We start from the raw sequence: 20,357 nt of genomic DNA on the forward strand, positions 1-20,357 counted from the left end.
CGCCATGCGGCCCATTCGCAGCACAAGGCTGCTCCTACAAAGGGACCGCGTATCCCTGTAGGAGCAGCCTTGTGCTGCGAATGGGCTGCAAAGCAGCCCCAACTGCATCGATCAGTCGGCCAGACGCCAGGTAGTCCCACCCTTGCTGTCTTCCAGCACCACACCCATGGCGGTCAGCTGGTCGCGAATGCGGTCGGACTCGGCCCAGTTCTTGTCCGCACGCGCCTGCAGGCGCGCCTGGATCAAGCCCTCGACCTCAGCAGCATCCACCTTGCCTTCGGCACCGGCGCGCAGGAAGTCATCGGCTTCCAGCTGCAGCACACCCAGCACATCACCCAGCTCGCGCAGGCGACCGGCCAGGCCGGCAGCGGCCTCCAGGTCGCTGTCGCGCAGGCGGTTGATCTCGCGCACCAGGTCGAACAGCACGGCGCAGGCTTCGGGGGTGCCGAAGTCGTCGTTCATGGCCACGCTGAAGCGCTCGACAAACTCTTCGCCACCCTTGGCCGCCACCCGTGGCAAGCCGCGCAAGGCGTGGTAGAAGCGCTCCAGTGCGCCCTTGGCATCGCGCAGGCTGTCTTCCGAGTAGTTGATCGCGCTGCGGTAGTGGCTGGCCACCAGCAGGTAGCGCACCACTTCAGGGTGGTACTTCTCGAGCACGTCACGGATGGTGAAGAAGTTGTTCAACGACTTGGACATCTTCTCGCCATTGATCCGGATCATGCCGCAGTGCATCCAGGCGTTGGCGTACTGCTTGCCGGTGGCCGCCTCGCTCTGGGCAATCTCGTTCTCGTGGTGCGGGAACTCCAGGTCGCTGCCGCCACCGTGGATGTCAAAGCTTTCACCCAGGCAGCAGGTGGACATCACCGAGCACTCGATGTGCCAGCCCGGACGCCCTGGGCCCCATGGCGATTCCCAGCTCGGCTCGCCCGGCTTGACGCCCTTCCACAGCACGAAGTCCAGCGGGTCCTGCTTGGCTTCGTCAACCTCGATACGGGCACCGATGCGCAGGTCTTCGATCTTCTTGCGCGACAGCTTGCCGTAACCGACGAACTTGCCGACGCGGTAGTACACGTCGCCATTGCCCGGTGCGTAGGCATAACCCTTGTCGATCAGGGTCTGGATCATCGCGTGCATGCCGGCGATATGGTCGGTGGCACGCGGCTCCTGGTCCGGCGGCAGGATGTTCAGGCGGCGCTCGTCTTCGTGCATCGCGTCGATCATGCGGGCGGTCAGGGCGTCGAAGCTTTCGCCGTTCTCGTTGGCCCGGTTGATGATCTTGTCATCGATGTCGGTGATGTTGCGCACATAGGTCAGCTCGTAGCCGCTCTTGCGCAGCCAGCGGGTGACCAGGTCGAAGGCCACCATGCTGCGGCCATGGCCCAGGTGGCAGTAGTCGTATACGGTCATGCCGCACACGTACATGCGCACCTTGTTGCCATCCAGCGGCTTGAAGGTTTCCTTCGCTTTGCTCAGCGTGTTGTAGATGGTAAGCACGGCGGTTCCTCAGCTGCCCCAGGAGTCACGCAGGGTGACAGTGCGGTTGAACACCGGGCGGCCCGGCTGGCTGTCTTTCAGGTCGGCGCAGAAGTAACCTTCGCGTTCGAACTGGAAGCGGTCCTCGGGCTGCGCCTGGGCCAGCGACGGCTCGGCACGGCAGCCGCTGAGCACTTGCAGCGAGCCTGGGTTGATGTTGTCCAGGAAGCTGCCGCCCTCCTCGGTCTTTTCCGGGTTCGGCGAGCGGAACAGGCGGTCGTACAGGCGCACTTCGCACTCGACGCTGCCCTCGGCCGGCACCCAGTGGATCACGCCCTTGACCTTGCGGCCTTCCGGGTTCTTGCCCAGGGTGTCCGGGTCGTACGAGCAGCGCAGCTCGACGATGTTGCCGTCGGCATCCTTGACCGCCTCGTCGGCGCGGATCACGTAGCTGCCGCGCAGGCGCACTTCACCGGCCGGTTCCAGGCGCTTGTAGCCCTTCGGCGGCTCTTCCATGAAGTCGTCGCGGTCGATGTACAGTTCACGGGAGAACGGCAGCACGCGCACGCCCATGTCTTCCTTCGGGTGGCGCGGCAGTTCGAGCTGCTCGACCTGGCCTTCCGGGTAGTTGGTGATGACCACCTTCAGCGGGCGCAGCACGCACATGGCGCGCGGTGCGGTGCGGTCCAGGTCGTCACGGATGCTGAACTCGAGCATCGACATGTCGACCACGCCGTCGGAACGGTTGGTGCCGATCATTTCGCAGAAGTTGCGGATCGAGGCCGGGGTGTAGCCACGGCGACGGAAGCCGGACAGCGTCGACATGCGTGGGTCGTCCCAGGCTTCGACGTGCTTTTCGTCCACCAGCTGCTTGAGCTTGCGCTTGGAAGTGATGGTGTAGTTCAGGTTCAGGCGGCTGAACTCGTACTGGCGCGGGTGTGCCGGCACCGGCAGGTTGTCGAGGAACCAGTCGTACAGCGGACGATGCCCTTCGAACTCCAGGGTGCAGATCGAGTGGGTGATGCCCTCGATGGCGTCCGACTGGCCGTGGGTGAAGTCGTAGTTCGGGTAGATGCACCACTTGTCACCGGTCTGGTGGTGGTGGGCATGGCGGATACGGTACAGGATCGGGTCGCGCAGGTTCATGTTCGGCGAGGCCATGTCGATCTTGGCCCGCAGCACGCGCTCGCCATCCTTGAACTCGCCGGCTTTCATGCGGGCGAACAGGTCGAGGTTCTCGTCAACGCTGCGCTCGCGGAACGGGCTGTTCTTGCCCGGCTCCTTGAGGTTGCCACGGTATTCCTTGGCCTGCTCTGGGGTAAGGTCGCAGACGTAGGCCTTGCCACGCTTGATCAGCTCGACCGCCCAGTCGTGCAACTGGTCGAAGTAGTCGGAGGCGTAGCGCACGTCGCCGGCCCAGTCGAAGCCCAGCCACTTGACATCGCTCTGGATGGCGTCGATGTACTCCTGGTCTTCCTTGGCCGGGTTGGTATCGTCGAAACGCAGGTGGCAGACGCCCCCGAATTCCTTGGCCAGGCCGAAGTTGACGCAGATCGACTTGGCGTGACCGATGTGCAGGTAGCCATTGGGCTCCGGCGGGAAACGGGTGACGATGCTGCTGTGCTTGCCCGAGTCCAGGTCGGCCTGGATGATCGGCCGCAGGAAGTTCGCAGGGACAGCGGGGGCGCCTTTGGCAGCGGCGTTGGGCGCGTTGTCGGCAGTGGGCTTGCTCATAGGATCCTTGAATGCACGTGTCCGGCCTGGGTAGGCCGATTGAATCAAAGGGCCTATCATAGCCGAAGCAGTCAAGCTGCTGACAGTCGGGCCCGGACAAACTGGCGTGATTTATCACGGCTTTTTGCCGCAGCCTGGCAAAATGGCCAGTGCGCGCCATGTGTCGCGATCGCCTGATCCTGCGTCAGGTGATAACCCGCGCCCTGCGCACCCTAATTCCGATTGCCTTGAAAGAGCGAGTTTCAGCATGTCCAAAGTCAAACTGAGCACCAACCACGGCGACATCGTCCTGCAACTGGACGCCGAGAAAGCGCCGCTGACTACCGAAAACTTCGTTCAGTACGTCAAGGACGGCCACTACAATGGCACCGTGTTCCACCGTGTGATCAAGGGCTTCATGATCCAGGGCGGCGGCTTCGAGCCTGGCATGAGCCAGAAGAAGACCCGCGCCAGCATCCAGAACGAAGCCGACAACGGCCTGAAAAACAAGAAGTACAGCATCGCCATGGCCCGTACCATGGAGCCGCACTCCGCCTCGGCGCAGTTCTTCATCAACTCGTCCGACAACGACTTCCTCAACCACAGCGGCAAGAACGTGCAGGGCTGGGGCTACGCGGTATTCGGCGAAGTGATCGAAGGCCGTGAAATCGTCGACGCCATCGAAAAGGTCGCCACCGGTTCCAAGGCTGGCCACCAGGACGTGCCGAAGGACGACGTGGTCATCGAGAAAGCCGAGATCGTTGAGTGATCCTGCTGATCTCCGATCTGCACCTGCAAGAAGAACGCCCGGACATTACCCGGGCGTTTCTTGATCTGCTCGATGGCCGTGCCCGCCACGCCAAGGCGTTGTACATCCTTGGCGACTTCTTCGAAGCCTGGATCGGCGACGACGCCATGACGCCCTTCCAGCAGTCGGTCTGCCAGGCCATGCGGCGGCTGAGCGACAGCGGCACGGCCATCTACCTGATGCATGGCAACCGTGATTTCCTGATTGGCCAGGCCTTCTGCGACGCTGCGGGCTGCACGTTGCTGCACGACCCCAGCGTGATCGAGCTGGGTGGTGAGCAGGTGCTGCTGATGCATGGCGATACCCTGTGCACCCGCGACCTGGCCTACATGAAAATGCGCCGCTTGCTGCGCAACCCGCTGAGCCTGTGGGTGTTGCGGCACCTGCCGCTGTCGGCCCGCTACAAGCTGGCACGCAAGCTACGCAGCGAAAGCCGCACGCAAACGCGGATGAAGTCCACCGAGATCGTCGATGTCACGCCGGAGGAAGTGCCGAAGGTGATGGCGGCGCATGGTGTACGTACCTTGGTGCATGGGCATACCCATCGGCCGGCGATACACAAGCTGGTGGTCGACGGGCAACCGGCACGGCGTATCGTGCTGGGCGACTGGGACCGCCGTGGCTGGGCCTTGCAGGTTGACGAGCAAGGGTTTCAGCTGGCGCCGTTCGAGTTTTCCTGACCGACCGAGTCGCCTTCTTCGCGGGCATGCCCGCTCCCACAGGTACTGCACCAGGGCCACAAGCGGTGCGGTACCTGTGGGAGCGGGCGAGCCCGCGAAGAGGCCGGTATGCCCTACTGCTGGACCACTGCCCCCTTGTCCCGCTCACTGATCACCACTTCCCGGTACTCCGGATCCGCCTTGATCTGCGCCTCGGTAAACGGAATCACCGCCAGTTGCCCGGCCGCAAACGCCTTGGTCTGGTCACCGGCATGCACCGAAGCCGCTTCACTCGACTGGGAAAACGCCAACAGCCCACGGGCCTGCGGCCCCTTGTCGGTAAAGCTGACCAGTTGCAGGTAGCTGGTACCACTGACCACCAGCCGCTTGCCCTGCCCGTGCGGCACGCTGTAGATCGCGTTGTACACGCCCAACGCCTGCGGGCCACCCGGCACCGGCGTGCCATCGCTCGCCTGTTGCACCTGCCCCCAGCGCGCGTCCCCTGCCATGCCGCTGTCACGCACCCGCTTGAGCGACGCCAGCGCGGCCTGGTGCAGCAGCTTGCGCACGGCCGCCTGCTCTACCGCCAGCCCGCGGGGGGTGTGCTGCGGGTCGGCCGGGTCGAAGGCCACCCGCCAGCTTTCCGGGTGCTCGGCCAGGGCATCGAACAGGTTCTGGAAATGCACCAGGCCAATGCCGCTGTCCAGGTCAGCCTTGCCATTCCAGGCCACCAGGCTGCTGCATACCGCCCGCACATCCGCATCGGCGCCCTTGCACCAGTGCAGCAGGTCAGGCAGTAGCAGGCTGGCCAGGTACACCTCGTCATCGGTCACCATGCGCTGCAGGTCGTCAACGCCCAGGCGGGCCGTACCCTGCAGGCGTTGCAGGGCAAAGCGGCCACGCATGCCCAGCGGCTGGTCACTGCGGCTTACCAGCGGCGAATATCCGGTCAGCGGCTGCGCCGGGTTGGCCATCCAGGCCGGGTCGTTGGAGTTCTGCACGAAATCCTCGCGCTCCAGGCTCGGCAGCAGCCGCGCAGGGAAGATCCCCGGCTGCGCGGCCTGCGCATCGACCTTCCACTGGCACGCGCTGCGTGAGCCATCCAGTACCACCAGGCGCCCTTGTGCCTGCGGGTTGCTGCACGCACTCAGCAGTTGCTGATCCACATATGGCACCACTGACTGGTTCAGGTACAAGGCCTTGCCTGCCGGGTCCACCGCCAGCGTGTTGACCCAGGGAATACCCTGCAGCTGTTCGATCGAGCCTTTCAACGTAGCCAGGCTGTCGGCATGGTTGATCTGGTACCACTGCTGCAACACCCGAGTGTTCTCGAGGTTGGCGTCGCGCAGGCTGTAGGCGGCATGCGCATCCCAGTCCAGGCGACCCGGCCACTGCACCACCGGGCCGAACTGCGAACTGTAGACCTGGCGCTGTACCTGGCTCAGGCTGCCATCCTCGGCCTTGACCGCAACGCTGACGGTTTGCCGGGCCAGCGGTAGGGACTTGCCATCGAGCAGGTAGCGGGTCGGGTCCTTGGGGTCGAGTTGCAGGCGGTACAGGGTGAAGTGCTTCGATGTGTCGACGGTGTGCGTCCAGGCCAGATGCTGGTTGAAACCGATGTTGACGACCGGCAGGCCCGGCAATGCCGCCCCCATCACATCGAGCTGGCCGGGAATGGTCAGTTGCATCTGGTAGAAGCGCATGCCACCCATCCACGGGAAGTGCGGGTTGGCCAGCAACAGGCCGCGGCCATTGGCCGAACGTTGAGCTCCGACGGCCACTGCATTGCTACCGCGCTCCGTGGCAAAACGCTGCTGCCTGGCCAGCGCCTCGGCAAACCCTGTCGGCGCCTGCTGGCTGGCCAGCATTGGTGGTTGCGCCCCCGCCAGCGCTTCGACGAACTGCCCGACACCGCCTTCGGCGAGCAGTCGACGGGTCAGCTTGACCAGGTCCTCGCTGCTGATCGGCCGCAGCCACTCGCCGTTGCCACATTCGGCAGGCAACCCCTGGCTGCGGCGCTCGGCCAGCGCCCGGTTGTAGCCGCTGGCATAACCTGCCAGCAGCGCCTGTACTGGCGCGGGCTGCGCCTGCAAGAACGCATCGACTGCCGCCGGCGTGTTGAGCCAGGCGAAGAACACATCGCTGGCCAGGTTGTCACGCTGCTCAAGGGTCTTGCCCTTGGCACCGAAGTAGCGTGAGCGCTCGCCACTGACGGTCAGCACTTCATTGGCCAGCAGGCACAGGTTGTCCTGGGCGTAGGCGTAGCCGATGCCATAGCCCAGGCCCCGCGCGTCCTTGGCAACGATGTGCGGTACCCCGTAACTGGTTCGCCGAATCTGCGCACTGGCATCGGCGGCGGACTGCAGCGGCGCTGCGCCGACGCTGAAGGCTACCAGGGCGGCGGCCAGGCCAGCGCAAGTCATGGGACGGGAAAGTGGAAACACGGGCACTCCTCGGGTTCGGGGGTTATCCCGATCAGACGAATGGCCAGATGAAAATTTTACGTATTGCAAGGCAATGGAACGTCTTGAACAGAACCAGGCTTTTTTTTGCGCGTGGGCTGCAGTTTTTCCGTTCTCATTCGTCCTAGTAAGTGAGGCACCCAAATTTCGGGTTCGTCCACGAAAAGGAGCATTCACATGTACAACCCGCAACCCTCGATCCAGGCTGGGCGCGTCCCAGGCAAAGCGCCCAGGGAACAGGACGTTTTGGCTGACGAACGCATCGGCAACGAACAGATCCGCGAGCTGTTGCGCAGTTTCGGCCTGCGTACCAGCCTGATCCGCCTCAAGGTCATCGATGCCTTGCACGCCGCCGACCGCAATGGCCGCAGCATTGGCGTGCGCGGCGTGCACGCGCAACTGGAACAGCTGGATATCCCGCTGTCGTTCCTCAGCGTGCGCGAAGTGCTCAAGCGGCTGTGCAGCGAGGGCGTCATCCAGCTGGGCAGCGACAAATGCTACAGCCTCGACCCGCAGGCGCGCGCCGTGCTGGAGCGAACGCCTGTGCGCTGAGCGCATGGCCGGCCATGACTGGCCGGCCCGCCAGGATCAGGGCTTGACCTTGCGCCGCAGGATGCCGTTGATCACCACGACCACCACGGCGATGGCAATGGCCAGCATCTGGAAGGTCTGCTCACTGATCGTGCCCTGCTTCTGCAGGTGGGACAGGCCCAGCATCAGGCCCAGTACCACCAGGATGATCAGAAGGGAATATTTGAGGCGCTGCACGTGTGTCATCGAAGGTTCCTTGCAACATCAGGGGCAAATGGCTCGCAACGAGCCGCGGCAATGATACAACGGCCACCGGCCCCGGCGCTGCATTTCCTGCTGGGTGGGGCGGCGCCTGCCTGAAAGCATGGGGCTCCCAAGCACCCATGCCGGAGGCACCATGTACAAACCCCTTCTGTTCGCGTCGCTATTGCTGACCCCCTTTTCCCTTCATGCGCTGGACACCCGCCAGACCTCGGCCGAGCAACTGCTCGAACTGGGCCGCGAACTGGCTGCCCAAGCTGGCGCCAGCCAATGGCAACAACTGTGGCAGCGCGTGCGCCAGGCCGGTTACCTGCAGGCAAACGGTGCGTCGGTGCATTTCACTGCCCCCCCGGCGCAACTGCCCGAGCTGGCCCGGCAAACCCTGGCCCAGGCCGACCAGGTACAAGCGCAGCAGCAGACCCAGGCACTGTACCGCCGCAGTTTTGCCGACCAGGTCATCGGCCATCGTGACGGGCAGCCGCTGCATGCGCTGTGCCTGCTGGTCGATTGGCGGACGCTGCCACAAGGCATGCGCGATTCCCCCCAGGCCTACCTGCGCAGCGCCAGCCTGCTGAGCAGCTATCCGTGCGATTGAGGGTTACCACACCCAACGCCCTGCACAGGGAGTGACGTGATGGGAAATCACCCGCCACAGCCAAATGTTGAAGCCATGTCCTACAGCGCCGGATATCGCTGCCTGCAAAACCTGTTCGCTGAAGCTACAACCCCCAACCCATATGCCGCCTAGCGACGCGGCTCGGCTGTCACAGAAAATCCGGTCACACCTTCGACATAACGCCGCTGGTGATCGGGTAGCACAGCCCATCCGCCCCGAAGGAGCGCCATATGCAATTACCAGACTTGAGCCAAATCGATATCAGCCAACTGCCCCACTCGCTGCAGGCCCTGATCGACTGCATCGGCATCGAAAACGCCTACCAGCTGACCTGCGCCTACGGCGGCAGGCCCAAGTACATCCCCAAGCACCGCGAGCGCACCAAGCTTGCCGACGTGCTGCCGGCCGAAGCGCTCGACGCGCTGATCAAGCGCTTTGCCGGTGTCGCCTTGGAAATCCCCAAGGCGGACCACTTCCTGCGCCAGTTGCGCAACCTGCAGATCCAGAAGGAAAGCGCCAGCGGCTTGTCCCGCAGCCTGCTCGCTGACAAGTACGGCCTGAGCCTGCGCCAGATCGGCAACATCCGCCGCCAGGAACATTGCACGCGCTGAAGCCCAGGCATCGTGACCACGATTGATAGCCACGTTTTAACCCAACCAGAAAGAGACCCCCGCCATGTCGATAGATAACAGCCTCATCGGCTCCGTAATCAATGCCCTGCCGATGGACCGCATGATCGCAGGCCCCCTGCAGGCCATGGTCCAGGCCCAGGTCACCGCCAGCAAATCCTACGCCGACTTCCTGATGCAGGTGTGCGTCCAGGACGGCAAGGCCGTGGCCATCCAGTTCGACTACGACGAAACCATCGTCGACGAACAAGGCGAGTACAAGGGCGTGGTCAGCAAGACCATGAAAGTGCCGCTGGTGGCAGCCATCACCCACCCGAACATTTCCATCGAAGAAGGTAATGTCGAGTTCGAGCTGGTCATCAACCAGATGTCGGAAGACGTTTCCAGCAAGGACATGAACGCCGAAGCGACCGGCTCGCTGGGCTGGGGGCCGTTCAGGCTGAACGTGAAAGGCAGCGTCAGCCACAAGTCCACGCAAACTCGCAAGACAGACACTCGCGCGCGCTACGCTTTCAACACGACCTTGAAGCGCCAGGAGCCGCCTGAAGCGATGATGCGGGTGATCGAATTCCTGACCGACGCCGCGACAAAGCCAACCGTCGTCAAAACCGCCACATTGGACAGCCAGGACGAAATTTCCCAGGCAGACACCTTGAAGAGCCCCGCAGCTGACGGCACGCCTGCCCCTGGCGCCGGTATGCCTTGAGACGCACCTCCCTGCCCCGAACAGCCCCCCTGACCGGCAACAAGGGGGGCCCCACCTGGCCTGAGGAGTCGAACCATTGGATAAATCCCCCGCCCCCATGACCTCCATCGACCTGCGCGAGATCACCCGCGGCCTGCAGGAAGCCGCCAGTGCTACCAACAGCCTGATCGCGCAGCAGTACATCAACCTGTTCGACCAGTTCTTCGAGTGCGACACCGAGGCGTTGGGCGCGCCCATGAAAGCCAAGATGGTCGAGGTGGCCATGGACGGCCAGCACATCATGCGTGTACCGCTGTTCGCGCTGGTGTCGCCAAAGGGCCTGGCCCTCGAGCGCATGCAGGTCGACCTGTCGGTTCGGGTCAAAGGCACCGAAGCACAACAGGCACTGCTGACCGGGGGCGAGAACAAGGCCGCGAGCTTCAAGGTCACCATCGGCGGCCAAGGCCGTCAGGGCGACAGCCGCGACCCCGATGAAGTGCAGATCCGCATGCAGTTCCAGGCCAGCGAACCACCAGAAGCCCTCAACCGGCTGATCGAGGAATACACCAGCCTGATCGTCCCGGTACGCGCCCCCAGCCCGCCGCCCTCGTCCGACACCAATGAGTTCATCGAGGCGGCCATCGTCCGTTGACGGCCGCCCCCGCGACGGCTCAGAAGTCGCGCTTGTAGAAGATGTCCAGTGAGCTGGCCAGCCCGCTGGCAGCCTCGAGGTACACCTTCTTGCTCAGCTTGTAGCGCAATGCAATGGTGTTCGCAGGCTCGAACACCCCTACCCCATAGCGCAGGCTCAGCTTCTCGGTGAGGTTGCCGCTGGCGACCACGCTGGTGGTATTGCCCGAACCTTCGGTGTCCAACTGGAAGTCGTCGATACCCAGGCGCGAGGCCAGGCTGCCAGTGATGCCGGCGCTACCCGCCAGGCCCAGGCCCAAGGCCGCTTCGGCGAGCATGTTGTTGTCTTCGCCGGAAGCGCCCAGAGGCCGCCCCAGTACCAGGTACGACAGCGCCTGCTCCTGGCTCATGGCCGGCTCCGAGAACACTTTGCTGGTGGGCTGCTCGGCACTGCCGCTCAGGCGGATACCGGCAATCACGTCGTCGACCTTGCGGATCGCTTCAATGTCCAGATACGGCTGGTCGATCGGGCCCGCGAACAGCAGCCGCGCACGGCGGATGGTCAGGCGCTGGCCGTAGGCACGGTAGCGGCCGTCGGACAGGCTCAGCTCACCACGGGTATCGAGGTTGTCGCCGATGTGCACATGGCCGAGCAGGTTGGCCTTGAGACCAAAGCCACTGAACGAAAGCTTGTCGCGGCCCACTTCGACATCGATGTCCATCGCCATCGCCATGGGTGGCTTGCCCTCTTCGGTCTGGTGACCAACGATCACCGTGTCATCCGAAACCTTGACTGTGGACGGTGGCAGCTCGCGTACAGTGATCGTGCCCTTGGGCACCTGTACCTTGCCGGTCACCGCCAGCTTGTCGTCGATCAGGCGCAGGGTCAGGTCCGGGGCGACCTCCAGCGTTGCATAGGGCTCGACCGTGACGGGCAGTTGCTGGCCCTGCAGACGCAGGTCCATGCCCAGGGCCTGGCCCCAGGTGAGGTTGCCATTCAACTGGCCCCGCCCCGCCTCGCCGCTGCGCCAGCCGCCATTGAGCTGTACCTGCTCGCCGGCAATCAATGCCTGCAATGACAGGTCCTCGAGGCTGACCGGCAGCTCGGCGCCGCTGACTTCGCCACCGCTGAGCATCAGGTTGCCGTTGACCTGCGGCGCCAGCAAGGTGCCCGACAGCCGGCCACTGCCATTGAGCTGCCCGGCCAGGCGCTCGACCATAGGCACGAACGGGCGCGCCACCGACAGGTCGAGACCGGCAAGGCGGAAATCACCCGATAGCGGTTTGTTCTTGCCCAGTGGATCGAGGCGGGTGTTGACGTTCAGCTCGCCCAGGCGCTCGCCGCGGAACGCCAGGCGGGTATCGATGCGCCGTGGCGCCAGCGTGCTGTCCAGGCGCAGGGCCTGGTACGGGAAGTCGATCCAACGGTCCTTGTCGCGCACGCGCAGGCTACCGCCACTGGCGTCGACGACGATGTTGCCCTTGGGGCCACTGGCCGGGATGTCCAGATTGATGTCGGCATTGAGCAGGCCCTGCCAGGCGAAGTCCTTCGGCAGCCACTGGGCCAGGCTGTCCAGCGGGAACTGCTTGAGGTGGTAGCGCAAGCGTGGTTCGGGGGCCAGACGCTGGTCGTCGCCACACAAGCTGGCCTGGCCGGAGCGCCAGCAGTGCGCAGCAAAGTCCAGCTGGCCGCTGGTCAGCCGCTGCAGGCGCGCCGGTGCCTGCAACTGCCAGTCCTGGCCGCCGGCCTGGATTCGCCCACTGGCCAGGCGCCCACGCCAGTCACCCTTGTTCAACTGGCCGTCCAGGCCGAGGTCGAGCTTGAGCTGCGGGCCGTCCAACGCCAGGGTCAACGCTTGCTGGCGAATGTCGCCTTTGCCGTGGGCCTGCAAGGTGCCCAATGCCGTGTCACCCAGGTGAATGCCGCTGGCCTTGAGCTCGATCACGCCGCGCTGGGCGTTATCCAGGCGGGCATCCAGGTCCAGCTGCTGCAGGCGGTTTTCCGCCTGGGCCAGGCGCTGGCCCTGCAGGGTCAGCGTACCTTGCGGGGCTTGCAAGGTGCCGGCGACGTCCAGCCGGCCCTTGACCTGGCCCTGCAACCTTGGCCATAACTGGCCCAGGCGCGGCAGGTCGAGGTCGACCCGCCCGGCCAGGCGCTGCTGCAGGCTGCCACTGCCATTGATGCGGTTATCCCCCAGCTGGATTGCCAGGGCGCCCAAGGTCCAGCTCTGCCCTGCCCCCTGGGCCTCGACCTTGAGCATTGCCGGCTGGCCGCGCAGGCGGCCTTTCAGGTCAAGCTGGGCATCGAGGCTCAGGGCGTCGCCTTTCATCTCGCCTTTGCTGCGCAGCGGCCCCGCCAGGGTACCCGGCAGCTCGGCCAGCCAATAGGCTGGGTCGAGCGCCGACAACTGCAGGTCGACATCCCATGCCAGGGTGTCGGCAAAGCGCACGGCGACACTGCCGGCAGCCTTGCCTTGCCCGGCGCTCAGCGCCAACTGCGGCAGCTTCACCTGGTTCAGGTCACCTTCGAACGGGCTGGCCAGGCTGAACGCGCCGGCCGGGCCATCCAGGTCGCCATTGAAGGTACCCTGGTAGTTGCCATCGCGATAATGCACCTGGGCCATGAACCGCTTGAGGGTAACCTCGGGCGGCGTCTCCAGTGGATACAGGCGCAGCCACGGGAAGTCCTGCCAGTCCAGTCGGGCGTCGGCGACCAGGCCTTGCTGCCAGTCAGCCGTGGCTTGCAACTTGACCCGCTGGGTATCGCTGGCGTTCAGGTCCAGGGCATCGAGCCTGGCGCCTTTGCTGTCGACCAGCCCGGACAACAGCACGGCGATCGGCGACTGCTCGGCCGGCAGGCTGGCCGACCCCGACAGTTGATAGCCCTTGAGCAGGTCGCCCCGGGCGTCGAGCTTGAGCTGGTTGAACTGCACGGTGTCGGGCAACGAGGCAGCCGGTTTGAATGCCTCGGAGCGGATCTGCAAGGTCGCTGGCAGGTGCTCGGCCAACGCCTGCAATTGCCCGTTCAGCGTGGCGTCGAGGTAACCACTGCTGGTGCCGGCGAGTTTCAGGGTTTTCTGCAGCTCGCCGGTGGCGGTCAGCGCCAGCTGCCAAGGTTTGCCGTCCACCGCTGGCAATTGCAGCTGCGCCTGGAGTTGCACCGGCCAGCCAGCTTCGGGCTGCAGGTCGCCCTGCAGGTTCAATTGCAGGTCATCGCGCTGCAGGTGCAGGCTGTCGATGCGCAGCCCGGTATTGGTCCAGTGCGCCGCCAGTTGCAAGTCGCCAAGCAGGTCGCTGCCATCCAGGCGCAACTGGCCAACCTTGACCTCACCCAGTTCGATGGCCAGTGGCAAGCGCAGGGCTGGCAACTGCAGCGGGCCGCTGTCGGCCGATTCGGCGCTGGGCGCAAAGGCCATGTCGATGCGCTGTGCCTGCAACTGGTCAATGCACAAGGTAGAGCGCAGCAGGCATGCCGGCGACCAGGCCAGCAGCGGTGCCTGCACCTCTACCGTGCTGCCGGCATCGGCCCAGCTCAGCCGGCTGGCTTGCCAGCTACCGGCCAGGCGGCCCTGGAAGTCAGCCACCTCAAGCCCGGGCACCTTGCCCAGCACCCAGCGGCTGCCGGCCTCGGTCCCCAGCAGCAGGCCGAATACAAGGCCCAGGCTTGCGGCGACCCCGAGCAGGCCCGCCAGAATGTACTTGATCACGCGTTTCACAGCTCAGGCCCCATGGAAAAGTGCAGGCGAATTCCCCCTTCATCATCCAGCGCCTTGGCCAGGTCCAGGCGCAGCGGCCCGACCGGCGACACCCAGCGCACGCCAAAACCGACACCGGTCTTGAGGCTTGGCAGCTCCAGGTCGTTGAACGAGTTGCCCTGGTCGACGAAGGTTGCCAGCCGCCACTTTTCGGTCAGCGAATACTGGTACTCGACACTGCCGGCGACCAGGTAGCGCCCGCCAATGCGGTCGCCGTCGCTGTTCTTCGGTGACAGGGTCTGGTAGTCATAGCCACGCACGCTCTGGTCGCCACCGGCGAAGAAGCGCAGCGACGGCGGAATGTTGTTCTTGAAGCCATTGGTCGCGCTGCCACCGAACTGCACCCGGCCGAGCAAGCGGTGGTCATGGCCAAGCGTGGTCAGGCCCTTGAGCAGCACGTTGCCATGCAGCAGGTTGGTGTCCGAGACCAGCCCTTCCTTGGCCACCTGTACATCGAACTGCAGGCGGTAGCCGTTATGCGGGTCGATGCGGTTGTCACTGCGCAGGAAGGAGTAGCTCACCCCCGGCATCAGCAGGTTGCTCAGCCCGGAGTCATCACCCAGGCGGTACTCCTCGCGCTGGTACTTGAGGGAAATCACCCGCTGCCAGCCGCTTGGCAGTTTGCTGTGCCACTCGGGGCCCACCGTCAGCAGTTTGCTGAGGGTATCGGTGCCGGCAATTTCTTCGTTCTGGTAGCCGCCGGCAAAGCGCAACTTGTCGGTCAGCGGCGGGTCGAGGGGGATGTCGTACCAAAGGCCGACGTTCTGCCGGGGCGCCGACAGTTCGGTTTCCCAACCGTAGCTATGGCCCTGCGGGTTGACCCAGTGGCGGGTCCAGTTGGCCTTGCCGCGCGGCCCGACGTCGGTCGAGAAGCCCAGGCCCAGTCCCATGGTGCGGGGCTTGCGGGTTTCCAGGCGGACATCCACGGGGATTTCTTCGCCCACGGCGGCGGTGGGCGCCGCATCCACGCGCACGCCTTCGAAGTAGCCGCTCGATTGCAGGTCGTTGTTCAGCTCGGCGATCAGTTCCGAGTCGTAAGGTGTACCCGGCTTGAACGAGACCATGCGCTGCAGCAGGTCGTCGTCCAGCGGTGTGTTGCCACCGAAGGTGACGGCGCCCAGGTGATAGCGCGGGCCGCTCTGGTAGACCAGTTCGATATCGGCCACGCCCGCCTGAGGGTCGACCGCCAGGCGCTGGCGGCTGAAGCGCCCACTGAAGAAGCCATAGCGCGACGCCTGGTTCTGGATCAGCCGCTTGGCATCCTCGTAATGGCCGTGGTTGAGTTGTTCGCCCGCGCGCAGGGCCTTGCTGTCGGGCACGCGAAAGGCCTTCATCTCGCTGGCGGGGCCTTCGATGCGTACGGTCACGTTGCGCAGGCGAATCGGCTCGCCGGGGTCGATGGTGATGATCAGTTGCGGGGAACGGTCAGCCTCGCTGGCGGGCTTGACCTCTGTGTCGATCTGCGCCTGGTAGTAGCCAAGTGCCTGCGCGGCTTTGCGCGCCTGCTCCTGGGCGCCGCGACTGAAGCGCAGCAGCGCTTCTTCATCGCGGTCGCCAAGGGAACCGATATAGCCTTCGACATTGGCCCTGAGCGCCTTGTTGGCCGGTTTGACCTTCACCAGCAACTCGCTCTGGCCCCATGCTGCGAAACTGGCGACCCAGATAACCAGGCCCCAGGTCAATCTTCCTGAATACGTCATGCGGCGCATGCTACCAGAGCCGGGCGCTCAAGGGAGCCGCCGCGCGGTCTGCTCAGGCAAAAGCAGAATTGGAAGAGACCGGATTGGGATGGAAGAACACCCTCTCACGGATTGGTCCTACAGCCACCTCGCCAATTTCCTCATAACCCTGGCGCTGGTAAAAGGCCAGGTAGTGCTCGTTGCCGGTGTCCAGCACCACACCCTGGGTACCAGGGTCGTCTGCGCACCAGTCATGCACAGCTTGTAACAATTGCTCGCCGTAGTGCTTGCCCTGAAATTGCGGGTGCACGCCCAACAGCGGCAGCACATGCACCTCGTCGGTGGGCAGGCAGGTGGCCAGGGCGGCCTGGTAGTCCATGTAACGGCGCGTACAGCGCAGGCCGGTGCCCATCATCATGCGCAGGCGCCAGGCCCAGCTGTCGGCCACGCCCAGCCGGCGCAGCGGCGGCACGATCAGGGCGAGTGCGATCAGACGGTCCTCCACCAGCAGGCCGATGGCGGGCAGTTGCAGGTAGAAGTGCTGGCGTACCCACTCGCGCACCATCACCCGCAGGCGCCGCTCATAGCCTGGGCGCTGGGCCTCGAAGATATAGGCGAAGGTAGGTTCGTGACGGTAGGCGTTGTACAGCAACGAACGCGCCTCGCGGCTGTAACCGTCATCGAGCAGGCAGACACGGGCCGGAGCGGCAGTGGTTTCGGGCATTGCGGGCAGTCCTCCTGGAATGGGCTTACAGTGCCCTGGGAAGGACGTTAGCAGCAGGCTCCCGAAGCCGCCATGCTGGTGATGGCAAGCGATGTCGGCTAGCATCGCGCCTTTTACCGGGATTATCTTTCCATGAAGATCGTCTGTTTCAACATCAACGGCCTGCGGGCCCGCCCGCACCAGCTGGCGGCGCTGATCGAAAAGCACCAGCCGGACGTGATCGGCCTGCAGGAAACCAAGGTCAGCGACGATCAGTTCCCGCTGGCCGACGTGCAGGCGCTGGGCTACCACGTGCATTACCACGGCCAGAAAGGCCACTATGGCGTGGCCCTGCTGTCGCGCCAGGCACCGCTGAGCCTGCACAAGGGCTTTGCCAGCGATGAAGAAGACGCCCAGCGCCGCTTCATCTGGGGCACCTTCGCCGATGCCGATGGCAACCCGATCACCATCATGAACGGCTACTTCCCCCAGGGTGAAAGCCGCGACCACCCCACCAAGTTCCCGGCCAAGCAGCGCTTCTACAGCGACCTGCAGGCGCTGCTGGAAGGCCAGTTCCGCAACGACCAGCCACTGCTGGTGATGGGCGACATGAATATCTCGCCGCAGGACTGCGACATCGGCATCGGCCCGGACAACGCCAAGCGCTGGCTCAAGACCGGCAAGTGCAGCTTCCTGCCGGAAGAACGCGAGTGGATGGAACGTTTGAAAGGCTGGGGCCTGGTGGACAGTTTCCGCCACCTGTATCCGGAAGTTTCCGACCGCTTCAGCTGGTTCGACTACCGCAGCCGTGGCTTCGAGGACGAACCCAAGCGCGGCTTGCGCATCGACCTGATCATGGCCTCGCAGCACCTGGTGCCGCGGATCAAGGCGGCGGGTGTGGACTATGAACTGCGCGGGATGGAAAAGCCGTCGGACCATGCGCCGATCTGGCTGGAATTGAGCTGATCACCAGCTGAACGCACAGCACCTGTAGGAGCGGCCTTGCGGCCCTTTCGCGACACAAGGCCGCTCCTACAAGGGCCAGCGTTAACCGCCCCGCACTCGGCTATCGCCAATAGCGCGAATCATCCACCACCCTGGCATGCCCCTCGAACAGCGCTGGCAGCTGCTCCTTGAGGTAGTCGATCCAGGTGCGCACCTTGGCATCCAGGTAATGCCGTGACGGGTAGATTGCATACAGCGCGCTCTCGCGCAGGCGATACGGCGCTAGCAACCGGCACAACCGCCCCTGCTCGATCGCCTGGCTGGCGGTGTAGAACGGCAGCAGGCCAATGCCCATGCCCAGCTCGCTGGCCACCAGCATGGCGTCGGCGACGTTGGTGGAAAAACTGTCGTTCGGTGCGATCACGCACTGGTCCACCCCTTGCGGGAACACCCAGTCACCTTCGTACATCGGATAAGCCATGCGCAGGCAACGGTGCTGGTGCAGGTCTTCCGGGCGCTCTGGCACGCCATGGGCCACCAGGTAGCTCGGCGCTGCGCAGGGGATGCTGAAAATGTTGCCCAGCGGCACGGCGATCAGCTGCGAATCCGGCAACGCCCCGTCCACGGTAATCACCACGTCATGCCCTTCGGCCAGCGGGTCGGGGTTGCGCTGGGACAGGGTCAGCTCGATCACCACCTCCGGGCACAATGCGTTGTAGCCGGCCACCAGCGGCATCAGCAACAGGCCCAACCCGTGCGGGCAATGCAAACGCAGGTGGCCGCGGGGTGTAAGGTGCGCGCCACGGGCTTCGCCCACCGCCTCTTCGGTCAGCAACATGATCTGCCGCGAGCGCTCGAGAAACCGCTCGCCCGCCTCGCTCATGCGCAGACGCCGCGTGGTGCGGTGCAGCAGGCGGGTCTGCAGCTGGTTTTCCAGCTCGGCAACGATGCGCGAAACCTGCGCCGCAGAAATGTCCAGGGCATTGGCGGCCGCAGCGAAGCTGCCACATTCCACCACACGGGCGAAGGTACGCATGGCATGCAGCATGTCCATGAAGGTGTGCTCCTTGTTCGGTCTTATTCTTGCGTTACAGGCAGGAATCTATCACGGGTTAGCCCATTTATTGTGGATGACCAATGAATGGATCATTAGCCATACATTGAAAAAAGGAGCCTGCCATGAAACGTTCGATCGCTGTCCTTGCCGTTGCCGCTACTCTCGCCTCGTTCGGTGCCTTTGCCGACACCGGCAGCAACCAGCCGGTCAGCAGCAGCAACTACGAATACGGCATGCCGCTGGACGTGGCCAAGGTCATATCCATCACCCCGGCCAGCAACGCCGCCGACTGCCAGGTTGGCACCGCGCACATGGTGTATGTCGACCACCAGGGCCAGAAGCGCGAAATCGACTACCGGGAAATGGGCAACTGCTCGCAGCAGTGAGTCAGGCCAGCACCTCGGTGATCCAGCTGACCTGTTGCCTGAAGTCGTCGATTTTCGCCTGAGGCACCGCACCGCGGGCACGCTCGAAGTTGGCCAGGGTCTGCTGCTTCTGCCGCAGCATGCGCCGCCACTTGACCAGGAACGCTTCGCTTTTCTCCTGCACCAGCACCGGGCCGAAGTACAGCTGTTCAGCGGTGTACGCCGCCCCGCCCGGCTCGGCGACGATGATCTCGTAGTCGAAGCGGTTTTCCCGCAGCAGCTCTTCGCTGACGATCCGGTAACCATTGCCCACCAGCCACTGGCGCAGTTCGCGCTCGGCGCCATTGGGCTGCAGCACCAGGCGCGTGACGCCAGCCAGGCGCTGCTTGCCGGCCTCGAGGATTTCGCACATGGTGTCGCCACCCATGCCGCAGATACTGATCACCGAGATGCGGTCTTCCGCCTCAACCGCTGCCAGGCCATCGGCCAGGCGCACGCTGACCCGCCCTTCCAGGCCGTTCCTGCGCACGTTGCGCTGGGCCGAAGCAAATGGCGTCTGCGCCACCTCGCCCGCTACCGCCGCGTCCAGCACGCCGCGCAGCATCAAGGCCACCGGCAGGTAGCCATGGTCCGAGCCGATGTCGGCCAGGCGCGCGCCTTGCGGTACTTGTGCAGCCACGCGCTCCAGGCGCCTGGACAATGTCTGTTCGTTCAACGTAAACCCCTGCTTTGCAATCGGCCGCGATTCTGACGGCGAACGCCGCGCATTTCAAACACCGGGGTGCCCTCGACCGTGCCGGCGCGCTCGCGTAGGCTTGCCGCTTTCCTTCCGTAGCAAGGCAAGACACACCATGGCACAAGCAGACATCATCTACACCCCGGACCCGGACGCCGAGTCGATTTCCTCCGACGTTGCCGAATACAACGGCGTGCTGGTCACCACGCAGATCCCGACCCACGCCGATGGCAGCCTGGAACTGGGCGGCATCGTCGAGCAGAGCGAGTGCACCCTGCAGGCGCTGAAAGTGGCGCTGGAGAAGGCCGGCAGCGGCATGGACCGCGTGCTGCACCTGACCATCTACCTCACCGACATGGCCGACCGCGCGGCATTCAACGAGGTGTACCAGCGCTTCTTCAGCAAGCCCTGGCCGGTACGCGCCGCCGTGGGCGTGGCTGCACTGGCATTTGAAGGCATGCGCGTGGAAGTGACCGCAATGGCCGCCAAGCGCTGACTTTTGCCTGAGGCACGATCCTTGTAGGAGCGGCCTTGTGTCGCGATTGGGGTGCGCAGCGCCCCCAGGTTCTCAGCTGCGCAGCAGATATTGCCGGGGCCGCGTTGCGGCCCTTCGCGACACAAGGCCGCTCCTACAAGCACCCCGATGATGC

The 20,357-nt window shown here is 64.4% G+C and carries 19 protein-coding genes; 10 read left to right on the forward strand and 9 right to left on the reverse strand.

The features are described from left to right. Window positions 1-111: 111 nt before the first annotated feature. Complete coding sequence (gene cysS / locus ACGLHT_RS22465) at window positions 112-1,494, reverse strand: cysteine--tRNA ligase (RefSeq protein ID WP_025338944.1); 1,383 nt, start codon at window positions 1,492-1,494, stop codon at window positions 112-114. A 9-nt stretch (window positions 1,495-1,503) separates the two neighbouring features. Beyond that, window positions 1,504-3,207 (reverse strand): glutamine--tRNA ligase/YqeY domain fusion protein, encoded by a 1,704-nt coding sequence (locus ACGLHT_RS22470; RefSeq protein WP_025338943.1) that lies wholly within the window; start codon window positions 3,205-3,207, stop codon window positions 1,504-1,506. Between the two features lie 247 nt (window positions 3,208-3,454). Between ACGLHT_RS22470 and ACGLHT_RS22475 the strand changes: the two genes are divergently transcribed. Continuing rightward, window positions 3,455-3,955 (forward strand): peptidylprolyl isomerase, encoded by a 501-nt coding sequence (locus tag ACGLHT_RS22475; protein WP_025338942.1) that lies wholly within the window; start codon window positions 3,455-3,457, stop codon window positions 3,953-3,955. Further along, entirely contained in the window at window positions 3,952-4,674 is a 723-nt protein-coding gene (locus ACGLHT_RS22480; protein WP_025338941.1) for a UDP-2,3-diacylglucosamine diphosphatase, read from the forward strand. Before ACGLHT_RS22475 ends, ACGLHT_RS22480 begins: the two co-directional genes overlap by 4 nt. Window positions 4,675-4,787: 113 nt before the next feature. Here the strand turns inward: ACGLHT_RS22480 and ACGLHT_RS22485 are convergent, their stop codons facing one another. After that, window positions 4,788-7,097 (reverse strand): acylase, encoded by a 2,310-nt coding sequence (locus ACGLHT_RS22485; RefSeq protein WP_274120903.1) that lies wholly within the window; start codon window positions 7,095-7,097, stop codon window positions 4,788-4,790. 195 nt (window positions 7,098-7,292) lie between these two features. On the opposite strand from ACGLHT_RS22485, the gene ACGLHT_RS22490 reads away from it, so the two are divergent. Continuing rightward, window positions 7,293-7,667: a fe2+ zn2+ uptake regulation protein gene (locus tag ACGLHT_RS22490; protein WP_137163786.1), complete on the forward strand. Its 375-nt coding sequence runs from the start codon at window positions 7,293-7,295 to the stop codon at window positions 7,665-7,667. A gap of 36 nt (window positions 7,668-7,703) precedes the next feature. On the opposite strand, the gene ACGLHT_RS22495 is transcribed toward ACGLHT_RS22490, so the two are convergent. Beyond that, on the reverse strand, window positions 7,704-7,892 hold the full coding sequence (locus tag ACGLHT_RS22495; RefSeq protein WP_003248064.1) for a hypothetical protein: 189 nt from the start codon (window positions 7,890-7,892) through the stop codon (window positions 7,704-7,706). A 151-nt stretch (window positions 7,893-8,043) separates the two neighbouring features. Between ACGLHT_RS22495 and ACGLHT_RS22500 the strand changes: the two genes are divergently transcribed. From ACGLHT_RS22500 to ACGLHT_RS22515, 4 genes are all read left to right on the forward strand, one after another. Next, window positions 8,044-8,502, forward strand: a complete 459-nt coding sequence (locus tag ACGLHT_RS22500; protein ID WP_137163785.1) for a hypothetical protein — start codon at window positions 8,044-8,046, stop codon at window positions 8,500-8,502. Between the two features lie 251 nt (window positions 8,503-8,753). Continuing rightward, complete coding sequence (locus tag ACGLHT_RS22505; RefSeq protein ID WP_025338937.1) at window positions 8,754-9,134, forward strand: Mor transcription activator family protein; 381 nt, start codon at window positions 8,754-8,756, stop codon at window positions 9,132-9,134. A 64-nt stretch (window positions 9,135-9,198) separates the two neighbouring features. Next, entirely contained in the window at window positions 9,199-9,858 is a 660-nt protein-coding gene (locus ACGLHT_RS22510) for a DUF2589 domain-containing protein (protein ID WP_025338936.1), read from the forward strand. 76 nt (window positions 9,859-9,934) lie between these two features. Next, a complete protein-coding gene (locus ACGLHT_RS22515) occupies window positions 9,935-10,489 on the forward strand; it encodes a DUF2589 domain-containing protein (protein WP_137163784.1) in 555 nt (184 codons plus the stop codon). 19 nt (window positions 10,490-10,508) lie between these two features. Here ACGLHT_RS22515 and ACGLHT_RS22520 read toward each other — a convergent pair whose 3' ends face one another. The 3 genes from ACGLHT_RS22520 to ACGLHT_RS22530 are packed head-to-tail and all read right to left on the reverse strand — an operon-like array spanning window position 10,509 to window position 16,625. Beyond that, the gene (locus ACGLHT_RS22520; protein WP_274120902.1) at window positions 10,509-14,183 is read right to left on the reverse strand and encodes a translocation/assembly module TamB domain-containing protein; all 3,675 of its coding nucleotides are present in this window, start codon (window positions 14,181-14,183) and stop codon (window positions 10,509-10,511) included. Further along, a complete protein-coding gene (locus ACGLHT_RS22525) occupies window positions 14,180-15,922 on the reverse strand; it encodes an autotransporter assembly complex family protein (protein ID WP_137164794.1) in 1,743 nt (580 codons plus the stop codon). Before ACGLHT_RS22525 ends, ACGLHT_RS22520 begins: the two co-directional genes overlap by 4 nt. 52 nt (window positions 15,923-15,974) lie before the next feature. Beyond that, window positions 15,975-16,625, reverse strand: coding sequence for an N-acetyltransferase (locus tag ACGLHT_RS22530; RefSeq protein ID WP_025338932.1), 651 nt, complete (start codon window positions 16,623-16,625; stop codon window positions 15,975-15,977). A gap of 132 nt (window positions 16,626-16,757) precedes the next feature. Here ACGLHT_RS22530 and xthA point away from each other — a divergent pair, with 132 nt between their 5' ends. Next, window positions 16,758-17,570: an exodeoxyribonuclease III gene (gene xthA, locus ACGLHT_RS22535; RefSeq protein WP_025338931.1), complete on the forward strand. Its 813-nt coding sequence runs from the start codon at window positions 16,758-16,760 to the stop codon at window positions 17,568-17,570. Between the two features lie 100 nt (window positions 17,571-17,670). On the opposite strand, the gene ACGLHT_RS22540 is transcribed toward xthA, so the two are convergent. After that, window positions 17,671-18,603, reverse strand: coding sequence for a LysR family transcriptional regulator (locus ACGLHT_RS22540; RefSeq protein WP_137163782.1), 933 nt, complete (start codon window positions 18,601-18,603; stop codon window positions 17,671-17,673). A gap of 125 nt (window positions 18,604-18,728) precedes the next feature. Here ACGLHT_RS22540 and ACGLHT_RS22545 point away from each other — a divergent pair, with 125 nt between their 5' ends. Beyond that, complete coding sequence (locus tag ACGLHT_RS22545) at window positions 18,729-18,992, forward strand: DUF2790 domain-containing protein (RefSeq protein WP_085588407.1); 264 nt, start codon at window positions 18,729-18,731, stop codon at window positions 18,990-18,992. 1 nt (window position 18,993) lies between these two features. On the opposite strand, the gene ACGLHT_RS22550 is transcribed toward ACGLHT_RS22545, so the two are convergent. Next, complete coding sequence (locus ACGLHT_RS22550) at window positions 18,994-19,686, reverse strand: tRNA (adenine(22)-N(1))-methyltransferase TrmK (protein ID WP_274079657.1); 693 nt, start codon at window positions 19,684-19,686, stop codon at window positions 18,994-18,996. Between the two features lie 136 nt (window positions 19,687-19,822). On the opposite strand from ACGLHT_RS22550, the gene ACGLHT_RS22555 reads away from it, so the two are divergent. Next, window positions 19,823-20,203, forward strand: coding sequence for a RidA family protein (locus ACGLHT_RS22555; protein WP_015270613.1), 381 nt, complete (start codon window positions 19,823-19,825; stop codon window positions 20,201-20,203). Window positions 20,204-20,357: the final 154 nt, after the last annotated feature.

It is taken from the genome of Pseudomonas sp. PsB (assembly GCF_043658375.1).
GTDB classification, from domain to species: domain Bacteria; phylum Pseudomonadota; class Gammaproteobacteria; order Pseudomonadales; family Pseudomonadaceae; genus Aquipseudomonas; species Aquipseudomonas putida_Z.